Consider the following 18286-nt stretch of genomic DNA (forward strand, 5'->3'; position numbering starts at 1 on the left):
ATGCACCAGCGACCGCCCTCGAGGCGGTCTTTTCATGGGTCGATCCGTCTCGCGGGGCAAACAGCCTTCGAAAGGAACACCGATGAACAAGATCTACATCACCACCTCGATCCCCTATGTGAATGCCGCGCCGCATGTGGGCTTTGCCCTCGAACTGGTCCAGGCCGATGCCTATGCCCGCCATTTCCGCCTTCTCGGCCATGACGTCAGGTTCCAGTGCGGAACCGACGACAACAGCCTGAAGAATGTCGGGTCGGCGGAAGCCGCGGGAGTGCAGGTCAAGGACTTCGTCAATGCGAATGCGGACAGGTTCGAGCACCTTGGCGGCCTGCTCGATATCTCCAACGAGGAATTCGTCCGCACCTCCCGCGATCCAAGGCATATCGCCTGCGTTCACGCCTTGTGGAGGGCATGCGCAGGCAATGGCGACCTCTATCGCAAGGCATATGAGGGTCTCTATTGCGTCGGCTGCGAGCAGTTCTACGAGCCGTCGGAACTCGATGACGGGCGCTGCCCGGAACACGGCATTGCCCTTGAGACCATCCGTGAAGAGAACTGGTTCTTCCGTCTCTCCCGTTACGGCGACCGGCTCATCGAGCTGGTCGAGACCGGCGAGCTTCGGATCGTCCCGGCTCATCGGCGCAACGAAATCCTTGCCCTGCTGCGGCGTGGCCTGACCGACATCAGCGTGTCGCGCAGCGCGGAGCGGGCGCGAGGCTGGGGCGTTCCCGTGCCCGATGGAGATGAGGTGGTCTATGTCTGGTTCGATGCCCTTGCAAACTATCTCACAGGTCTCAGCCACGGCTTCGATGAAACCCTCTTGCAGCGCTATTGGAACGACGGCCAACGCATCCACGTCGTCGGCAAGGGTATTTCCAAGTTCCACGCCATCTACTGGCCGGCCATCCTCTTGTCCGCAGGCCTGCCGCCGCCATCGTCGATCCTCGTGCACGGCTACGTCACGGTGGACGGCAGGAAGATCGGCAAGTCCGCCGGCAACGGCATCGATCCGGAACGCATCATCCAATCCTACGCAACGCCGGACGCGCTGCGATATTACCTGCTCCGGCATATACGCTCGGGAGACGATGGCGATTTCTCCGCCGAGCGTCTCGAAGCCGCGTGGTCGGGCGAGCTCGCCGGGCAACTCGGAAACCTCGCCAACCGGGTGCTTGCGCTTCTGTCCACGTCATTCAGCGGAATCGTTCCGCCTGTGCCGGACAGCGCGTTCGTAGACGAGGCTGCCCGCCTTCCGGGGAAGGTGGCTGAAGCCTTCGATGCCTGCGAGCTCCATGTCGGCCTCGCCGATATTTTTGCGTTTGTCGGCGAGGCGAACAGGCGGTTTACAAAAGGCGCGCCGTGGGCGGATGCGAAAGCCCTGCTTGCCGATCTCTCGCCGGAGGATCGGAAGGCGACCACTGCGCGCCTCGGCGCTTGCCTGGCCGAGCAGGTCTACGGCCTTGCGGTCGTTGCCCGCTGCCTCCTGCCGTTCCTGCCAAGCTCGGCCGCAACGCTGCATTCGAGGCTTGGAATACCATCTCCTCGCCTCTATCGGGACCCCTTGATGGTCGGTGGGGCCAAAGCCGCTCCGCAAGCCGTGCTCTTTCCGCAACGCGCGGCAGCTTGAAGCAGCCCGAGATCCTCTGCGCTGCAACTGAGGCAGCGCAGAGTTCAAGCCTGTCTGGAGGCGGCAGGAGAGGGTATTCATCCTCGTCCGGATCGCACTGACAGCAAACACCAGCATGATCTGTAGGATCGACTAAAATTCTGTCTTCGATCACATCGCGGCAGCCAAAATCCCAGTGTAGGTCAAGTGATGCAATAACTGATCGGCTCCGTGCGCGGCCCAGTAAGGACGGGTTGTCACGGCAGCCGGATGGCGGCGCGAGTGAACGGCCTTTAAGTGATCAATGGTGAAGTGAATTAGAAATTCGCCTAGCGCCAAGACCGCGACCGTCACGCCATCGAGCCCGAACAAAAACAATCCCGGAAGGGTGCCTGCGACGTGGATCGCTGCATGGACATAGCCGCCCGGATGGCGGATGTCGCCCTTGCCCTGCAGAATCCAGGTCGACTGCAAGAGATAGTCGGCGGCGAAATGCTTGACCTGCAGCCAGGCGAGTAGGCCAATAAGGGAAGGTGCACTTTCCATGATCCCTCCTCCCTCAAATCGGGGGCGATTTCCGGTCCAGGGTAAAGATCGGCACCGGTTGCGATTTGCCGCGCACCACCGTCTTTCCGAGTGAGCGGGCATCGAGCCGCCCGTCTGCCCGTTCCAACGTCTCGCTACTCAACACGATTTCAACGCCTTTGTCTTTGGCGACGCCGACCAGGCGGCTTGCGAGGTTTACGGCATCGCCAATCGCCGTGTAATTCAGGCGTTCGGCCGAGCCGATATTGCCGACGAGTGCCGTCCCGCTGTTGATGCCGATCCTGACCCGCACCGCGTCATGCTGGGACGCGAGCGGCGGGATGGCATGCATCGCGGATCGCGGTGCCCCAGAATGTCATGAAAGTTTCATATTCAGGCTATTTTCGAGAGCGGGAAAATAATCTACTATTTTAATCAGGAAACAAGATTTCCTGAAACAAACGAAGGAGACTGATTGAGTATATTTCTTATGACTACCATGCTCATCGCAGGCTTTGTCCTGTATGCCCTGATCACCGGGGCAGCACGAGGGCGCACTGCCCAGACCACCGCAAACACCAAGCGTAGGTCAGGCAGTTCAGGAAGCTCCGGCGATGGAGGTGGAGGCTGGTTCGATGCCTCAAGCGACGGCGGCTGTGATGGCGGCGGCGGAGATGGTGGAGGAGGAGACTAAATCAAACTCAAATCGATAGAATGCCCGACCGCCTCAAGGCGGTTTTTTGTTGCCCGGATTCCGGCGCGGCTGTGCGCCCCGGATCAATCCAACGGCATCACAAAGGTGAAGCGCGTCTCCTTGTCATCGGAACTGACCGTGATCGTCCCGCCATGGGCGCGGGCGATTTCTGAGGCGATGTGCAGACCCAGCCCCAATCCTCTTTGACTTGTGCCGGCTTCGCCTGTGAAGAAAGGCTGAAAAAGCCGTGTCATCGCATCGCTGGAAATCGGAGCGCCGCCGTTGGCGATCCAGAGCTCCAACCTTCCGTCGACAGTTGCCGCCGATAGCCGCACGGGTTCGTCCGGTGTGCCATGGGTCAGGGCATTTCCCAGAAGATTGGACACCAGCTGGCCGATCCGGCCGCTGTCGCAGTTTATCGGCCCATCGAATTCGATCGTCACCTCAATTGCGCGGTCGAGATGACTGAAGCGAAGTTCTTCGATGACTTGCCGCAAGAGCGGCTCGAGATGCTCCGCCCGCCTATCGAGCGTGATGCCGCCACCCAATCGTCCGCGCGCGAAGTCGAGGACGTTATCAATCAGGGCGGACATGCGAACGACGCTACCCTGCATCAAATCGAGAACTTTAATCGCCCGATCGGTCTGCTTCTCTTTTCGCAGCATACGCGCCGCGGCTGCAATCGAGGCAAGCGGGTTGCGCAGGTCGTGGCCGAGAACAGCAATGAACTCCTCCCGCAACTCGGCGGTTTGCTGTTCGAAGGCGAGTTTGGATTTGATGGTGGCGCCGGCAGCATCGGCGGCTGTGCGCGCATCGACCAGGTCCCGCTCATAACGGCGACGCTCGGCAGCCTGGAACATCGTCACGCGGGTGAAAAGCAGGGCACCGTCTTCTGCACGTCTTTCCATGGCATTGGCGAGCACGGGCAGCTTTTTGCCGTCCACTGTGACAAGATCGAGGGCAACCTCGTTGAAAAACCCTTGCATGCGCAGCAAAGGCGCGAAATGGGTTTCGTAGAATATCCGGCCCGAGGTGTTGAGCAGGTCGTGAAGTCGTTTGCCGAGGAGCTGCTCGGCAGGGATGCCGATCCAGGTCGACAGCGTTCTGTTGACCTTGACGATGCGCCCGTCCGGCTGCAGCGAAAGATAGCCGCATGGCGCGTTTTCGTACAAGTCCTCGAGGTCTTCCGCCGGCATGGCGACCTGCATATCGGCACCGGTCATCGGACGAACCGCTGGATTGCAGATATGACCTCGTCGGGAGCGCTGAGGTTAGGGCAGTGGCCACTCGCATTCAACACGACCAATTGGCTGTTTGGGACCTGCTGATGGACGAATTCGCCGACCTCCTCGCAGGCTATGACATCATTCCGGCACTGAAGGATCAGCGTTCTGGCAGTGACTTCAGGAAGGTCGCTGCGATTGTCCGACGTGAATGTCACCCGTGCGAAGGCCTTGGCGATCTCAGGATCGGTGCGGCAGAAGCTATTTGTCAGCTCTTCGCCGAGTTCCGGTCGATCGGGATTGCCCATGATGACGGGCGCCATGGCGGCAGACCACCCCATGTGGTTGTCGTCCAACGACGTCAGCAGTTCGTCTATATCTGCCGCGCTGAAACCGCCGATATAGTCACCGTCGTTGATATAGCGCGGCGACGGCCCGACAAGGATCAGGCTTTCAAACAGTTCCGGTGCCTGCAGCGACGCGATGACGCCGATCATCGCGCTGACCGAGTGCCCGACGAAGACCGTTTGCGTCAAGCCAAGTTCGCGGCAAATTTCCACGAGGTCATCCGCATAACCCGACAAGGAAGAATATTTCCCGGCATCATAAGCCGTAAGATCGGATCGTCCCGCGCCGACATGGTCGAACAGCACTGTCTTGAAGTCGGCCTCAAAAGCCGGTGCCACGAAGCGCCACATATTCTGGTCGCAGCCGAAGCCATGCGAGAAGATCATCGCACGCTGGCCATCGCCCCGGATTTGAACATGATTTCGATCGATGACGGTCATCTCGTCCTCTTCCCTGCTTTCATAGCATGTTCAGGCTGTCTTGGATTGAGGAAAGATCATTCAGGCGCCAGCACTTTCCGGAGCTTGAAGAAGAACCGCCGAGGATCGCCGCGCACGCACATCATTCCGGCAATCTCGTCATCGTCGATCCTCCGGAAGTAGTCCACGATCGGCTGTTTGTCGTAGACCATCGCAGCCGTTTCGACGCCGTCGAGGGCCTGAAGCCTCAATGAAGCTGTCGTGCCTCTGGCTCGAAGCAGCTTCTGCAGGTAGGAGAAGCAGTGGCGGGCGACGAACGTCCGGCCAAGGGGCGCCATCTTGATCGCCAGCCCAATAGGGAAGAAATTTGGCTCGATCGGCACGAGGCGGCCCGGTCTCCACTGGAAGAGCAGGGCGTCCGCCCGCATGCCGGAATGGAAGCGCTTGCCAAACCAGTTGAGATTCTCGAGCACGCCGTCCAGTGGATGACCCGACGTAATGCCGACGCCGCGCCAAAGGCCGACCATGTCCTTTGGCTGGACGGGCTCCAGCGACCGGAACCAGGCAGCCATCTCCTCCTGCTGGTCGCCTCGCATGGGTTCTCCTTCAGGGACGGTCATTGCAGAAAAATGAAAAGAAGGTTTGGAAGTTCCCGTTCATGCGGATCGGAAGCGGCTTCTGGTAAACGGCTCTACGTCTTCAAGCCCAACGGCCCAGGGAAGTCGTTGGGGCATTCGCCAGACAAGACCGCTCTTATGCGTCAGGCGCGTGACGGTAGCAGGGGATAGCCGACCATGACGGCGCGGCCGAGCAGGGCTGCGACGAAAGCCTTGATCACATCGCCGGGAATGAAAGCCATCGAGCCGACGAAGGCTTTCGTAAAGCCGAGGCCGGCGACGGTCGCCAGATAGGTGATGCCGAAGGCGTAGAGCACGACGATGCCGCCGGCCATGGCGGCGAGAAAGAAGCTCACCGTCTGTACCAGGCCGGATTGCTGATGGTTGACCAGCCGCTCGCTGAGATAGCCGGTGACGAAGGCGGCAAAGATCCAGCCGATCAGGAAGCCGGCCGTTGGCGACGCGAAGATGGCAAGCCCACCGCGGCCGCCGGAAAGCACCGGCAGGCCGATCGCCACCAGCACCAGCACGATCAGCACGGCAATCGCGCCGCGCCGGGCGCCGAGCACGACGCCGGCCATCATGACGCCGAGGGATTGGGCGGTGATCGGCACCGGAATGAAACCGAGCGAGATCGGCGGCAGCAGGCCGAGCGCCACGATGATCGCGGCAAAGAGGGCGGTAAGAACGAGGTCGCGGGTGCTCATCATCATGAATTCCGTGTTTATCAATCGTTAACTCACATGCCGCCGAATGCCGCGCGCGTCAATCGCCGCGGCGATATTATCCGCATCCTTAAGGGTCAGGATGATCAGCGGCGCCAGCAGCGTCGCCGGCCGCACCTTCAGCCCGCGTGCCTTGTGCGCCTCGCGGATCGCCTGATAACGGCCGACGATCTCCGGCACGAAACGCAGCACCAACCCGAGCGCCAGGCCGATATCGTCGGCCTGCACCCAGCCGGTGCGTTCGAGCGGGCGGGCAAGCGCCGTCACCTCGTCGATGAACTCGGTGATCGACGTCGTCGCCGTTACGGTGGCGGCAAGCAGCATCAGCGCCGTCAGCCGCAGCAGGGGCACGAGCGCCTCCTGCCAGGGATTGAAGATCAGGTTGAAGAGTGCGACGACCGCGATCGTCAGGAAGATCGGCCGCAGCCGCCTGAGCCCATCGGCAAGCGGCAGCCCGACCATCCGGTAGAGAACCGCCGTCAGCAGCACGGCGATCGACAGCAGGATGAGGTTCCCGCTGATGAACAGCACCACGCCGAAGATCGTCAGCGACAACAGTTTTAGCCGCGGCGAAAGCCGGTGCATCACGCTGTTGCCTTCGACATAGAGCGACTGCATCAGGCGGCGATCTCCTTGTAGCGGGCGATCGCTTCGGCAGCCGGCGCATCGGCGGCAAGCTGCCCTTCATGAAACAGCAGCACCCGCTCGAAATCGGCGATCAGCTCCAGATCATGCGTGATGATGATGGCGCTTTCCGGCAGCCCGGCGATAATCCCTTCGACCAGCGCCCGGTTCTTGAGGTCGAGCTGGTTGGTCGGTTCGTCGAGGATGAGAATGCCAGGCCCCGTCGCCAGCACCGAGCAGAGGGCGGCCACCTGCAATTCACCGCCGGAAAGCTCATGCGCGCGCCGATCGGCCAGCGCCTCGGCGCCGAAGCGGGCCAGCACGCCCTCGACCTTCGCCTCGATTTCCGCCTTGGTGAAGCCGCGCCGCTTCAGCCCGAAGGCGATGTCGTCTTTGACGATCGGCAGGATGATCTGGTTCTGCGGTGACTGGAAAATGAAACCGACATCGGCCACCGCAGTCTTCTCGTCGCTCGTGTCGCGGCCGTTGACGGTGACGCGGCCGACCGACGGTTTGGCCAATCCATTGATCAACCGCGCGAACGTCGTCTTGCCCGAGCCGTTCAGCCCGATGACGCCGATGCGTTTTCCGCTGATGCCAAGCGTCAGCGGCTGCAGCGCCACCCGTGCCCCGAAACTGACCCCGGCACCTTCGAAACGAATATCCAAACCAATCCCTCGCACTTTTCACCGGAGGAGATTGCCGATGCCGGCCCCTCATCCGCCTGCCGGCACCTCTGCCTGGGTCGAGCCACGTGTCTCAACCCGTCCTTCGGACCCCCGCTCGCGGGGAGAAGGGATATGCTGCACCGGCTCCCTCAACCTCGACGCTGCGTTTGGCACGTCCCCTCTCCCCGCAGGCGGGGAGAGGGTTAGGGTGAGGGGCAGCCATTGGCGCCAACCTGACAGCAGTGCTTCTATACGGGGAACCCGTGATGATGAAAGTGCAAATCTCGCTGTCGATATTGGGTCGATATCGGGTGGCTAGGAAGATTTTCCGGATTATGATGTGGCCATGACGAATCTGCTTTCCAATTCCGACGCCCGCCGTGTCTTCCTTGCCAAGCAGGGCCTCAGCGCTCCGCCGAACCGCGCCTTGACCAAGGCCGGCCTGTTGCAGCTCATCCATGAGCTGGGTTTCGTCCAGGTGGACAGCATCCAGACGGTGGAGCGGGCGCATCATCAGATCCTGTTTTCCCGCAACCAGACCTACAGGCGCGAGCATCTGACGGCGCTGCTCGAAAAGGACGGTGCGCTGTTCGAGCACTGGACGCATGATGCTTCCATCCTGCCGAGCGCCTTCTTCGTCTATTGGAAGCACAAGTTCCTTCATCAGGAGACGGTGCTCATCGAACGCTGGCGCAAATGGCGCGGCGAGGGCTTCGAGGCGGCGTTCGCGGAGACCTATGAGCGCGTTGAGCGCGACGGCGCAATCCTCTCACGCGATATCAAGGCCGATGGCCACGTTTCCGGCGGCTGGTGGAACTGGCATCCGAACAAGACGGCGCTCGAATATTTCTGGCACACCGGCAAATTCGCCATCGCCGGCCGCTCGAATTTCCAGAAGATCTATGACCTGGCGGAGCGCGTCATCCCGACCGAGTTCCGCGAGCCGGAGGTGAGCCGCGAGGAATTCGTCGACTGGGCATGCCGCAGCGCGCTTACCCGGCTCGGCTTCGCCACCCATGGCGAGATATCGGCCTTCTGGAACTTGGTCTCGCCCGATGAGGCCAAGGCCTGGGTATCAGCCCATCGCGACGAACTGATCGAAGTGCTGATCGAACCGGCGCTCGGCGGCAAGGCGCGCCCATCCTGGGCTTTTGCCGATTTCCTCTCGACGCTCGACACTTACCCCGGCGCTCCGCCGCGCATTCGCGTGCTCAGCCCCTTCGACCCGATGATCCGCGACCGCAACCGCACCGAACGCCTGTTCGGCTTCTTCTACCGTATCGAGATTTTCGTGCCCGAGCCGAAGCGCGAATATGGCTACTACGTCTTCCCGCTGCTCGAAGGCGACAGGCTGATCGGCCGCATCGACATGAAGGCGGATCGGAAGAAATCGACGCTCGACGTCAAGCGGCTCTGGCTGGAGCCCGGTGTGAAGCCATCGGCCGGGCGGCTGGAGAGGCTGGAAGCGGAGCTGGAGCGGCTGGCGCGGTTTGCCGGCGTGGAGAAGGTCGTGTTTCTGGAGGGGTGGAGAGGGTAATCCCTTCTCCCCAGCGGGGAGAAGGTGGCGGCAGCCGGATGAGGGGGCCTCATGGCACGCCGCTCAATATTGCCCTTCGCTTGCGCTCAGTGCACTCGCTCCTAAACGTCGCTCACCCCCTCATCTGTCCTTCGGACATCTTCTCCCCGCTGGGGAGAAGAGGAGGAGTGCTCTAGCAGATCTCCGTCGTGCTGATCTTGATGCCGAAACCTTCGAGGCCGACATAGTGGCGCTCGCGGCTGGTGAGCAGCTTGATCGAGCTGACGCCGAGATCTTTGAGGATCTGGGCGCCGAGGCCGATTTCCAGCCATTCGCTGTCGCGCGTCTGGGCTTCGGCATGGGCTTCGCGGCCCTGGTTGCGGGCCTTGCGGCCGTTGTCGTGATGGCCGACGCCGACGGAGCCCTCGCGCAGATAGACGATGACGCCGCGGCCTTGCTCGGCGATCTTCTGCATGTAGAAATCGACCGGGCTGTTCTTGCCGAAGAGATCCTCGGCGACATTCTCCGGATGCAGGCGCACCGGGATGTCGACGCCGTCGCGGATGTCGCCGAAGACGACGGCGAGATGCTGCATCGGGTCCCAGGGCAGGGAATAGGTATGGGCCTTGGCCTTGCCGAACGGCGTCTCGATGTCGAAGCTGGTGCCGAGTTCGATCAGCGTTTCCTTGCGCTGGCGGTAGGCAATGAGATCGGCGACGGAGACGAGCTTCAGCCCGTGCTGTGCGGCGAAGTCGACCACCTGTGGGCCGCGCGTCACGGTGCCGTCGTCGTTGACCAGCTCGGAGATGACGCCGATCAGCGGCAAGCCGGCGAGCTTGCAGAGGTCGACGGCGGCTTCGGTATGGCCGGAGCGCATCAGCACCCCGCCTTCGCGGGAAACCAGCGGGAAGATGTGGCCGGGACGGACGAAATCGGAAGCGCCGACATTCGGATTGGCGAGGTTGCGCACCGTCAGCGTCCGGTCGTCGGCCGAGATACCGGTCGTCGTGCCGTGCTTGAAATCGACCGAGACGGTAAAGGCCGTCGTATGGGCCGAATCGTTTTCCGCCACCATGGCGTTGAGGTTGAGGCGCTTGGCCTCTTCCTTCGGCATCGGCGCGCAGACGATGCCGGAGGTGTGGCGCACGATGAAGGCCATCTTTTCCGGAGTGCAATGCACGGCGGCGACGATCAGGTCGCCTTCGTTCTCGCGGTCATTGTCGTCCATGACGACGACCATCTCGCCGGCCTCGAAGGCCCGGATGGCGTCGACGACGCGCTTCTGGTCATAAGACATGGGGCGAGCGCTCCTATTTCAGACGGCCGGTCTGGCCGCGGTCGCGAAGATAATGGTCGGCGATGGCGCAGGCGACCATCGCCTCGCCGATCGGCACGGCGCGGATGCCGACGCAGGGGTCGTGCCGGCCCTTGGTGCGGATATCGACATTCTTGCCCTCCGCATCGATCGACTGGCGTTCGGTCAGGATCGACGAGGTCGGCTTGACGGCAAAACGCGCCACCACCGGCTGCCCGGTGGAGATGCCGCCGAGAATACCGCCGGCATTGTTGGAAAGGAAGATCGGCGTACCGTCATTGCCCATGCGCATCTCGTCGGCATTGTCTTCGCCTGACGTTTCGGCGGCGGCAAAACCATTGCCGATCTCGACGCCCTTGACGGCGTTGATCGACATCAGCAGCGAGGCGATGTCCTGGTCGAGCTTGGCATAGATCGGCGCGCCGAGGCCGGCCGGCACACCTTCGGCGATCACTTCGATGACGGCGCCGATCGAGGAGCCGTTCTTGCGGATGCCGTCGAGATATTCCTCCCAGACCGGGACGATTGCGGCATCGGGCGAGAAGAACGGGTTCTGCCCGACCTGGTCCCAATCCCAGTTGCGGCGGTCGATCTTGTGCTTGCCGATCTGCACCAGCGCGCCGCGCACGGTGACGCCAGGCACGACAAGGCGGGCGATGCCGCCAGCGGCAACCCGGGCGGCGGTTTCGCGCGCCGAGGAGCGGCCGCCGCCGCGATAGTCGCGAATGCCGTATTTGAGGTCATAGGTATAATCCGCATGGCCGGGGCGGTATTGCCGGGCGATCTCGCCGTAATCCTTGGAGCGCTGGTCGGTGTTTTCGATCAGCATGGAGATCGGCGTGCCGGTGGTGGTCATCGTCTCGCCGTCGGCGTCGAGCATGACGCCTGATAGTACCTTCACCAGATCGTCCTCGCGCCGCTGCGTCACGAAGCGGGATTGGCCGGGCTTGCGCTTATCGAGCCAGACCTGCAGGTCCTCGAGCTTGAAGCTGAGCCCCGGAGGGCAGCCGTCGACGACGCAGCCGAGCGCCGGACCATGGCTTTCGCCCCAGGTGGTTACGCGGAAGAGGTGACCGAATGTATTGTGCGACATGTGTTCCGACCGGTGGCGCGCCAAAGCCGATCGCTGCCGGCCGCGCCATTGCTTGAAAAGGCGCGACACTCATAGGCCAAAAAACCGCCGAGGCAAAAGCCTTTCTTTGCGCCAAACCGGCAGCTCGGGAAATGCTGTTTCCGTTCGTTGCCAGGGATGGGCGTCTTGCCGCCATTTTCTCTGCGCAGGCGGGGAGGGGGCAGGGCGAGGCCGATCGGCAGGCGGCGATCAGGACGCCAGCCGCCACCCCGCTCCTGTGGCTTCGTTGGAGAAATCGTCGAAGGAGAGCGGCCGCGAGAAGGCGTAGCCCTGCAGGATATCGCAGCCGAGATCGCGCAGCAGTGCGGCATGGGCCGCCGTCTCCACCCCTTCGGCCACCGTTTCGACGCCGAGCGAGCGGGCGATCTCGATGATCGAGCTGACGAGTGCGCGCTCCTGCGAGGCATTGACGATCGGCTGCACCAGCTGGCGGTCGATCTTCAGCCGCTTCGGCTTCAGCTTCAACAGGCTGACGATCGAGGTATGGCCGGTGCCGAAATCGTCGATCTCGATATCGATGCCGAGCGCCTTGATGCGCTCGAGATTCTGCGAGACGACGTCCTCGCTCTCGTCGAGGAAGATCGATTCCACCAGTTCGAAGGAGATTTCGCCGGGGCGGATATGCAGGTCGGCGAGTGATTCCAACAGGCTGCCGTCATGCAGCCGCCGTGCCGAAACATTGACCGAGACCTTGGGCACGGCAATGCCGCGCGCCGTCCAGCGCATCTTGTCGTGCAGCGCCGTTTCCAGCACGATCCGGTCGAGCATCTGCACGACATTGATCTCGTCGGCGATGCGCAGGAACTTGTCGGGCGTGAGCAGCCCCTTGGACGGGTGCTTCCACCGCACCAGCGCCTCGACGCCGGTCAGTTCCATCGTCCGGGCGCAGAATTGCGGCTGATACCAGGCGGTGAATTCGCCATTGTCGATGCCGGCGAGGATCTCGTCGGCGGTGCGCTTGGTGTTAATGATATCGGCCTGGAGATTGTGATTGAAGAATTCGAAGCGGTTGCGGCCCATGCTCTTCGCGCGATAGAGCGCGATGTCGGCATTGATCAGCACCTTGCGCGCATCGACATGGATGCCGTTGGCGAGCGCAATCCCGATCGACACGCCGCAGCGGCAGGAAAACCCCTGGAAATCGATGGGCTGGCGCATCTCCTCGATGATCCGCGTCGAAAGCTGCGCCATCTCCTTGTCGCCGACGTCGAGGGCGAGGATGACGAATTCGTCACCGCCGATGCGCGCGACGATGTCGCTGCCGCGGACATTCTTGGCGAGCACCTTCGAGGCGTGCACCAGCATCGCATCGCCGGCGGCATGGCCGAGCGTGTCGTTGATGTCCTTGAAGCGGTCGAGGTCGATGTGCAGGATCGAGAATTTCTGCCGCTGTTGACGGCCGTCCTGGGTGAGATTTTCGAGCGCGATGTCGAGCTTGCGGCGGTTGGCGAGTGCGGTCAGCGGGTCATGCAGCGAATTGTGCTCGATCCTGTTCTTGACGAGCTCGAGCTCGATATTCTTGGCGACCGCCTCGTCCTTGGCCGCTTTCAGCCGGATCGTCATCAGCACGTCTTCGGTGGCGTCGAAGGCGATGCCCATGATCTTCATCTCTCCGGTCCCCGTCTGGTGGACCTTGCCGACCGAGCGCACATAGCGCACCGAGCCGTCGTCGACGATCACGCGGCAGACGAGGGTGTGCGTGTCGCCGTTGCGCTTGAAGTGGCGCGCGCTTTCGAGCGCGAGAGCCCGGTCCTCGGGGTGGATGCAGCCAAGCCAGGTCTCTTCGGTCATGAAGCCGTTGCGCGGCACAAGGCCATAGAGCTCGTGCATCCGCTCGTTCCAGATCGAGCCGCCGAGGCCCGGCCGCGCCTCCCATATGCCGCACTGATAGGAATTGAGCGCCAGGTCGAGCCGGCTGGAAAGCTCGGCGAGCTGCCCCTCGCGGCTTGAGAGCTCTTCAAGCGCCAGCTCCAGCTCGGCATTCTTGACCTCGCTCGTATCCTTGGCTTTGCGCAGCGTGTCGGTGATCTCCGCATCGGCGGTCACGTCCCAGACGATGCCGATCGTCTTGCTGACGCCGCCGGCATCCGTATAGAAGGCGCCGACCGAGCGCAGGTGGCGGATGCCGCCGTCGGCAAGCAGGATCCGGTACTGCGCCGTGCAGGCGGCACCCGCAATGCTGCAGCTGAAGAAATGCACTTCGGCGGTTTCACGGTCCGCGGGCACGATCGCCGCCAGCCATTCGTCGAGCGCCCGGCTTCCCTCTTCGGCCGATTTGCCGTGCAGGGCGGCGGCGCGCGCGTCCCAGAGCAGGCTGCTCGAATGATCCTCCAGCTCCCAGATGCCGATATTGGAGGATTCCAGCGCCAGGTTGAGCCGCTGCGACAGTTCCAGCAATTTTGCCTCGCGCGTTTCCAGCGCGGTGATGTTGCGATTGCGCTCGCCGAGCAGCAGGGTCGCGAAGAAGATCGGCACGATGATGATGAAGCCGGCGGCAACGATGATCAGGCGCAGCTCGGTGCGGTTTTCGGGTATCGCGTTCCAGCCGCTGTTCGGGACAGCGGAAAGCTCCCACTTGCCGCCGGCGAAACCGATCTTCTGGCGCATCGGATCCTTGCCGTCGATATCGGAGGACCCGAAGAACGGTGCGGGGGGAGGAGCTTTGGCGGCGGTCGGCGAGCCGATATCGCGAATGGCGATCGAAAGATGGCCGAGATGCGGATAGCGCTCCTGGTTTTCGCGGTCGCGCGCCGGCATCAGCCCGGTCGCCTGGTAGAACATCGTCTGGTCGATGGCGACTTCGACCGCCCCCCAGATCCGCCGCTGGCCATTCTCCTTGACGTAAACCGGGAAGAAGATGGCAAAGGCGTCCCGGCCTTCGGTGCTGATCGGGCCGTAGAAGCGCGCCGACTGATTGCCGGTTGCGCCGGTCATCGCCTGGCGAAAGAAGAGAGCCTCGCGCACGTCGCGGCCGATCCGCTCATTGCCGGATTGCGCCGGGTGGATGTCGCGGATGATGAAATCAGGCGCGACGGCGATATGAATGAAAGACGGGTTCTGGATCAGCAGCCAGTTGATCTGGCGCTCCATCTCCTCTCCGTTTGCCGCGCTGACGGAGATCAGGTTCGTCAGGTCGCGTACGACGCTGAGGTCCATATTGATCTCGGCCATGACCCGGGCGCGGATGAGGTTCGTCTCGTTTTCGGTGCGGATATGAAGTTCGCGCACATGAGACGCAGTATTGGCCTGGTCGAGCCCGAAGCCGACCATGATGACGACCAGGGCGACAAGCGACGAAACCAGAAACGAGACGCGGCTATTCTTCAACACGCGCCGCAACTGCTTGCTGTCGCTAAGCCTGGATAACAAAATGAAACCCCCATGTTGACGAGCAACTGTAGGGCGCGCGGGTTAATTTACGATTGCCCGCCAGCGATGCCGAGAGATCGCGGGAAGGGAAAAACCGCGGATTAACGCACCATCTTGATTATATTTAAAATCCTATTCATCAATTGGGCGGGAAAAGCCATTCTTACGGGCAATTTTCGCCATATTCAGGAGCTTATCTGTGGCCAGTCATGTTCTCGTGCAGCGTCTTAAAAGGATTGTCGCCATGCGTTTCGTCGTCGCCACGCTTTTGGCAACAGCAAGCTTCCTGTCACCGATGAGCGGTTTTGCCGAGAGCGCCGATGTCGAAGCGACGATCAAGAAGGTCGACACGGCCAACCTCGTCCTGACGCTCGACGACGGCAAGACCTATCAGGCGCCCGAGGAATTCAATTTCGACGGCCTCGAAGCCGGTGTGAAGGTGATCGTCTTCTATACCGAGGTCGACGGCAAACGCGTCATCAACGATCTCGATATCGTTAAATAGGCAGGTCTCGGCTATCTCCTGGGCCGAACAACTCGCTCGTATCCCAATCCGACCAACACTGCGGCCAGGCGTCCTGCAATACCTACAGCCAGGCGATCGTCCGCTCCGAGGTTTCGATCCGGATGATCCGGTCCTGCGGGATCGCGCCTTCCGCAGCGGTGCTTTTCGGCAGGTCGGCGATCGTCTGGAAAAGCGTGCGTATGACGCCGCCATGGGTCACGCAGACCGTCGGACGAACGACGGAGTTCAGCCAAGAGCCAGTGCGCCAGGAGAGGATTTCGTAGCTTTCCGCGTCATCGCCGGGCGGGATGAAATCCCATTTCGAGGCGTTGCGTTCCGCCACCCGCTCGCGCTGCGTCGCCTTCAGCTCCTTGATCGTCGAGCCCTCCCAGTCGCCGAAGGAAATTTCCACCAGCCTCGGATCGGTGCGATAGGCAAGCGGCGGCAGGCCCATGGCGGTGCGCATGATTTCCATCGTCGCGCGCGTGCGCTGGAGCGGGCTTGTGACAAAATCGAATTCGTCGACCGTGTCGCCCAGAATCTCCGCCAGCGCGACGCCGTTCTGCCGGGCCTGTTCCAGGCCCGTGGCATTCATCGGGATATCCTTCTGACCCTGCAGACGGCGCTCCGCATTCCAGTCAGTCTGGCCGTGTCTGATCACGTAGATAAGCACGGTCTCGCATCCCTATGGAGAAATCAGTCCTTGACGACGGAAATGTCGGGCGCGTCGACCGCCTTCATGCCGATGACATGATAGCCGCTGTCGGCGTGGTGCACTTCGCCGGTGACGGAGCGCGACAGGTCCGACAGGAGATAGAGGCCGACATCGCCGACTTCCTCGATGGTGACGGTGCGGCGCAGCGGCGCGTTATATTCGTTCCACTTCAGAATATAGCGGAAATCGCCGATGCCGGAGGCGGCAAGCGTCTTGATTGGTCCGGCCGAAACCGCGTTGACGCGGATGTTCTGCGGTCCGAGATCGACGGCGAGATATTTGACGCTCGCTTCGAGCGCGGCCTTGGCGACGCCCATGACGTTATAGTTCGGCATCACCTTTTCGGCGCCGTAATAGGTCAGCGTCAGCATGGCGCCGCCATCCGTCATCAGCTTCTCGGCGCGGCGTGCGACCGAGGTGAAGGAATAGACGGAGATCTGCATCGTCTTGGCGAAATTGTCGGCCGAGGTATCGACGTAGCGGCCGGTCAGCTCGTCCTTGTCGGAAAAGCCGATCGCATGCACGAGGAAATCGATCTTGCCCCACAGCTTTTCGACGTTTCCGAAAACCTCATCGATGGTGGCTTCATCGGCGACGTCACAGTGGCCGACGAGCGTCGCGCCGATTTCGGCGGCGAGCGGCTCGACACGCTTCTTCAGCGCATCGCCCTGATAGGTGAACGCAACTTCTCCGCCCTGCGCATGAATGGCCTTGGCAATACCCCACGCAATCGAGCGATTGTTGGCGACACCCATGATGACGCCGCGTTTGCCTGCCATGAGGCCGGATGCTTGAGCCATATTTCGCTCCCTAGGATTCTAATCGATCCTGCCTATGGCATAGGCCGTTAATCGGTTCAAGCTTGGCCGGGATCATCAACTGTTAGGGATCGTAATAAAGGGTGCGAATGTCATAAAAATTTCATAGGAACAGGCCTTCGCGCATGCTCCGCATGAGATCGGTGATTTTGTCGTCGGGTTTTTCCCACAGGATAATGCGCAATTCGACGACCAGATCGCCTCTGCCGCCCTCTTCGCGGGGCAATCCCTGGCCGGGAATTCTAATCGTCTTGTCCGAGCCGGACCATGCGGGGATCGTCACGTTCAGCGGCCCGCTCGGCCCTTCGATGCGCGCCTCTGTGCCGAGCACGGCATTTTCGATGCTGAGCGGCAGCACTGCGTGCAGATCGAAATCATCGACCGTGAAGCGCGGATCGGGCGCGATGCGAATGTTGATGACGGCGTCGCCGCGCTGCATGCCAGGCAGCTTGAAGCCCTGTCCCTTGAGCCTGATCTCGTGACCGTCCGTCGTGCCTGCCGGCAATGCGAAGCCGATTTCCCGGCCCTCAGGCAGCGACGCGGTAATCCAGCCGCTCTTCAACACGTCGTCGATCGTGACCGTCGCCGTCGTCACCTCATCCGGTGCTTTATCGAGGCCCGTATCCTTGGCGCCGGTGAAACGGCGCACCAGGTTTGTCAGGATGCTGAGCGGCAGCGACAGGTTGGCGGCGGCATTTGCCCCAGCTTCGCCCGCTTCCTCGTCGCCCTTGATCTCGGCCTCGGCGGCATCGCCATCCATGCGCTTGCCGGCCTCGCCCTGGGCGTTTTGTGTCTGCTGATATTGAGCCTGCTGATATTGCGTCTGCTGGGCGCGACCCTGCGCCTGGCCGCCGCCGGCCGCGCGCGCCTGGGCGCCGAAAATGCGATCCACCATCTCGTCGGCCGCCTCAGCGGAACCTGCCTGTTGCCTGGAGCCGTCGGCGGCAGCCTTCTGGGCGGCGCGCGCCAGCTCTTCCATCACGCGCTCGGCATTGGCCTGCGCCGCCTTGGCGCGCACGGCCGCCTCGCGGGCGGCCTGGCGCTGCTGCATGATCGTCTGTTCGTGCTTCTTGGCTTCCGCCATCCGCAGGGCATTGTCGAACAGGCTGCGTTTGCGCGGGTCCTTCAGGGTTTCATAGGCGCGGCCGATCTCGGCGAACCGGGCCGTCGCCGTCGGGTCGTCCTGATTGTGGTCGGGATGGGCAGATTTGGCCATGTTGCGCCAAGCCGCCTTGATCTCGTCTGCTGCCGCGTCGCGCTTGACGCCCAGAATTTTGTAAGGATCGCGCATGTTAAAACCGCCGGTGTTGCGATGCGGCAAGCCTCGTCCTTGCCCGGCATCCCCGTCCAATAAAACGTGTGTGGCGTCACCCGCCGCAAAGGCAGGAACAGCCACTCTCAACGCCGATCCTGCGGCGGAGTTGCTAATCACTTGTTATTTCTGTGACGAGATGTGAGGTGTTTCGC

The 18286-nt window shown here is 62.0% G+C and carries 16 protein-coding genes and 1 pseudogene; 3 read left to right on the top strand and 14 right to left on the bottom strand.

Annotation, left to right across the window (positions count from 1 at the left end):
* The first annotated feature begins 82 nt into the window (after window positions 1-82).
* The gene (gene metG, locus GR198_RS30505; protein WP_164070153.1) at window positions 83-1627 is read left to right on the top strand and encodes a methionine--tRNA ligase; all 1545 of its coding nucleotides are present in this window, start codon (window positions 83-85) and stop codon (window positions 1625-1627) included.
* A gap of 150 nt (window positions 1628-1777) precedes the next feature.
* Here the strand turns inward: metG and GR198_RS30510 are convergent, their stop codons facing one another.
* From GR198_RS30510 to GR198_RS30545, 8 genes and pseudogenes are all read right to left on the bottom strand, one after another.
* Complete coding sequence (locus GR198_RS30510) at window positions 1778-2152, bottom strand: DUF3307 domain-containing protein (RefSeq protein ID WP_029872685.1); 375 nt, start codon at window positions 2150-2152, stop codon at window positions 1778-1780.
* Between the two features lie 13 nt (window positions 2153-2165).
* Window positions 2166-2504 (bottom strand): annotated as a pseudogene (locus GR198_RS30515) (adenylate/guanylate cyclase domain-containing protein); the annotation flags it as partial.
* 404 nt (window positions 2505-2908) lie between these two features.
* Window positions 2909-4048 (bottom strand): PAS domain-containing sensor histidine kinase, encoded by a 1140-nt coding sequence (locus tag GR198_RS30520; RefSeq protein WP_029872687.1) that lies wholly within the window; start codon window positions 4046-4048, stop codon window positions 2909-2911.
* Window positions 4045-4836, bottom strand: a complete 792-nt coding sequence (locus tag GR198_RS30525; protein ID WP_029872688.1) for an alpha/beta fold hydrolase — start codon at window positions 4834-4836, stop codon at window positions 4045-4047. Before GR198_RS30525 ends, GR198_RS30520 begins: the two co-directional genes overlap by 4 nt.
* Before the next feature lie 56 nt (window positions 4837-4892).
* Window positions 4893-5435 (bottom strand): GXWXG domain-containing protein, encoded by a 543-nt coding sequence (locus tag GR198_RS30530; RefSeq protein ID WP_029872689.1) that lies wholly within the window; start codon window positions 5433-5435, stop codon window positions 4893-4895.
* 140 nt (window positions 5436-5575) lie between these two features.
* Window positions 5576-6139, bottom strand: coding sequence for a biotin transporter BioY (locus tag GR198_RS30535; protein WP_029872690.1), 564 nt, complete (start codon window positions 6137-6139; stop codon window positions 5576-5578).
* Window positions 6140-6166: 27 nt separating this feature from the next.
* Window positions 6167-6775 carry an energy-coupling factor transporter transmembrane component T family protein gene (locus tag GR198_RS30540; RefSeq protein WP_029872691.1) on the bottom strand — a complete coding sequence of 203 codons (609 nt, stop codon included), beginning with the start codon at window positions 6773-6775 and terminating at the stop codon, window positions 6167-6169.
* A complete protein-coding gene (locus GR198_RS30545) occupies window positions 6775-7449 on the bottom strand; it encodes an energy-coupling factor ABC transporter ATP-binding protein (RefSeq protein WP_027666663.1) in 675 nt (224 codons plus the stop codon). Before GR198_RS30545 ends, GR198_RS30540 begins: the two co-directional genes overlap by 1 nt.
* 346 nt (window positions 7450-7795) lie before the next feature.
* Here GR198_RS30545 and GR198_RS30550 point away from each other — a divergent pair, with 346 nt between their 5' ends.
* Window positions 7796-8986: a winged helix-turn-helix domain-containing protein gene (locus tag GR198_RS30550; RefSeq protein WP_029872692.1), complete on the top strand. Its 1191-nt coding sequence runs from the start codon at window positions 7796-7798 to the stop codon at window positions 8984-8986.
* Between the two features lie 172 nt (window positions 8987-9158).
* Here the strand turns inward: GR198_RS30550 and ribB are convergent, their stop codons facing one another.
* The 3 genes from ribB to GR198_RS30565 form a co-directional block, all read right to left on the bottom strand.
* The gene (gene ribB, locus GR198_RS30555; protein ID WP_027666665.1) at window positions 9159-10262 is read right to left on the bottom strand and encodes a 3,4-dihydroxy-2-butanone-4-phosphate synthase; all 1104 of its coding nucleotides are present in this window, start codon (window positions 10260-10262) and stop codon (window positions 9159-9161) included.
* Between the two features lie 13 nt (window positions 10263-10275).
* Entirely contained in the window at window positions 10276-11373 is a 1098-nt protein-coding gene (gene aroC, locus GR198_RS30560; protein WP_029872693.1) for a chorismate synthase, read from the bottom strand.
* 228 nt (window positions 11374-11601) lie between these two features.
* On the bottom strand, window positions 11602-14781 hold the full coding sequence (locus tag GR198_RS30565; protein ID WP_029872694.1) for a bifunctional diguanylate cyclase/phosphodiesterase: 3180 nt from the start codon (window positions 14779-14781) through the stop codon (window positions 11602-11604).
* Between the two features lie 244 nt (window positions 14782-15025).
* Here GR198_RS30565 and GR198_RS30570 point away from each other — a divergent pair, with 244 nt between their 5' ends.
* On the top strand, window positions 15026-15286 hold the full coding sequence (locus GR198_RS30570) for a DUF1344 domain-containing protein (RefSeq protein WP_003569889.1): 261 nt from the start codon (window positions 15026-15028) through the stop codon (window positions 15284-15286).
* Between the two features lie 82 nt (window positions 15287-15368).
* Here GR198_RS30570 and GR198_RS30575 read toward each other — a convergent pair whose 3' ends face one another.
* The 3 genes from GR198_RS30575 to GR198_RS30585 form a co-directional block, all read right to left on the bottom strand.
* On the bottom strand, window positions 15369-15959 hold the full coding sequence (locus tag GR198_RS30575) for a histidine phosphatase family protein (RefSeq protein ID WP_029872695.1): 591 nt from the start codon (window positions 15957-15959) through the stop codon (window positions 15369-15371).
* Between the two features lie 23 nt (window positions 15960-15982).
* Window positions 15983-16801: an enoyl-ACP reductase FabI gene (fabI, locus tag GR198_RS30580; protein WP_003545976.1), complete on the bottom strand. Its 819-nt coding sequence runs from the start codon at window positions 16799-16801 to the stop codon at window positions 15983-15985.
* A 121-nt stretch (window positions 16802-16922) separates the two neighbouring features.
* Window positions 16923-18140, bottom strand: coding sequence for a J domain-containing protein (locus tag GR198_RS30585; RefSeq protein WP_029872696.1), 1218 nt, complete (start codon window positions 18138-18140; stop codon window positions 16923-16925).
* Window positions 18141-18286: the final 146 nt, after the last annotated feature.

It is taken from the genome of Rhizobium leguminosarum (assembly GCF_010668065.1).
Lineage (GTDB): Bacteria > Pseudomonadota > Alphaproteobacteria > Rhizobiales > Rhizobiaceae > Rhizobium > Rhizobium leguminosarum_S.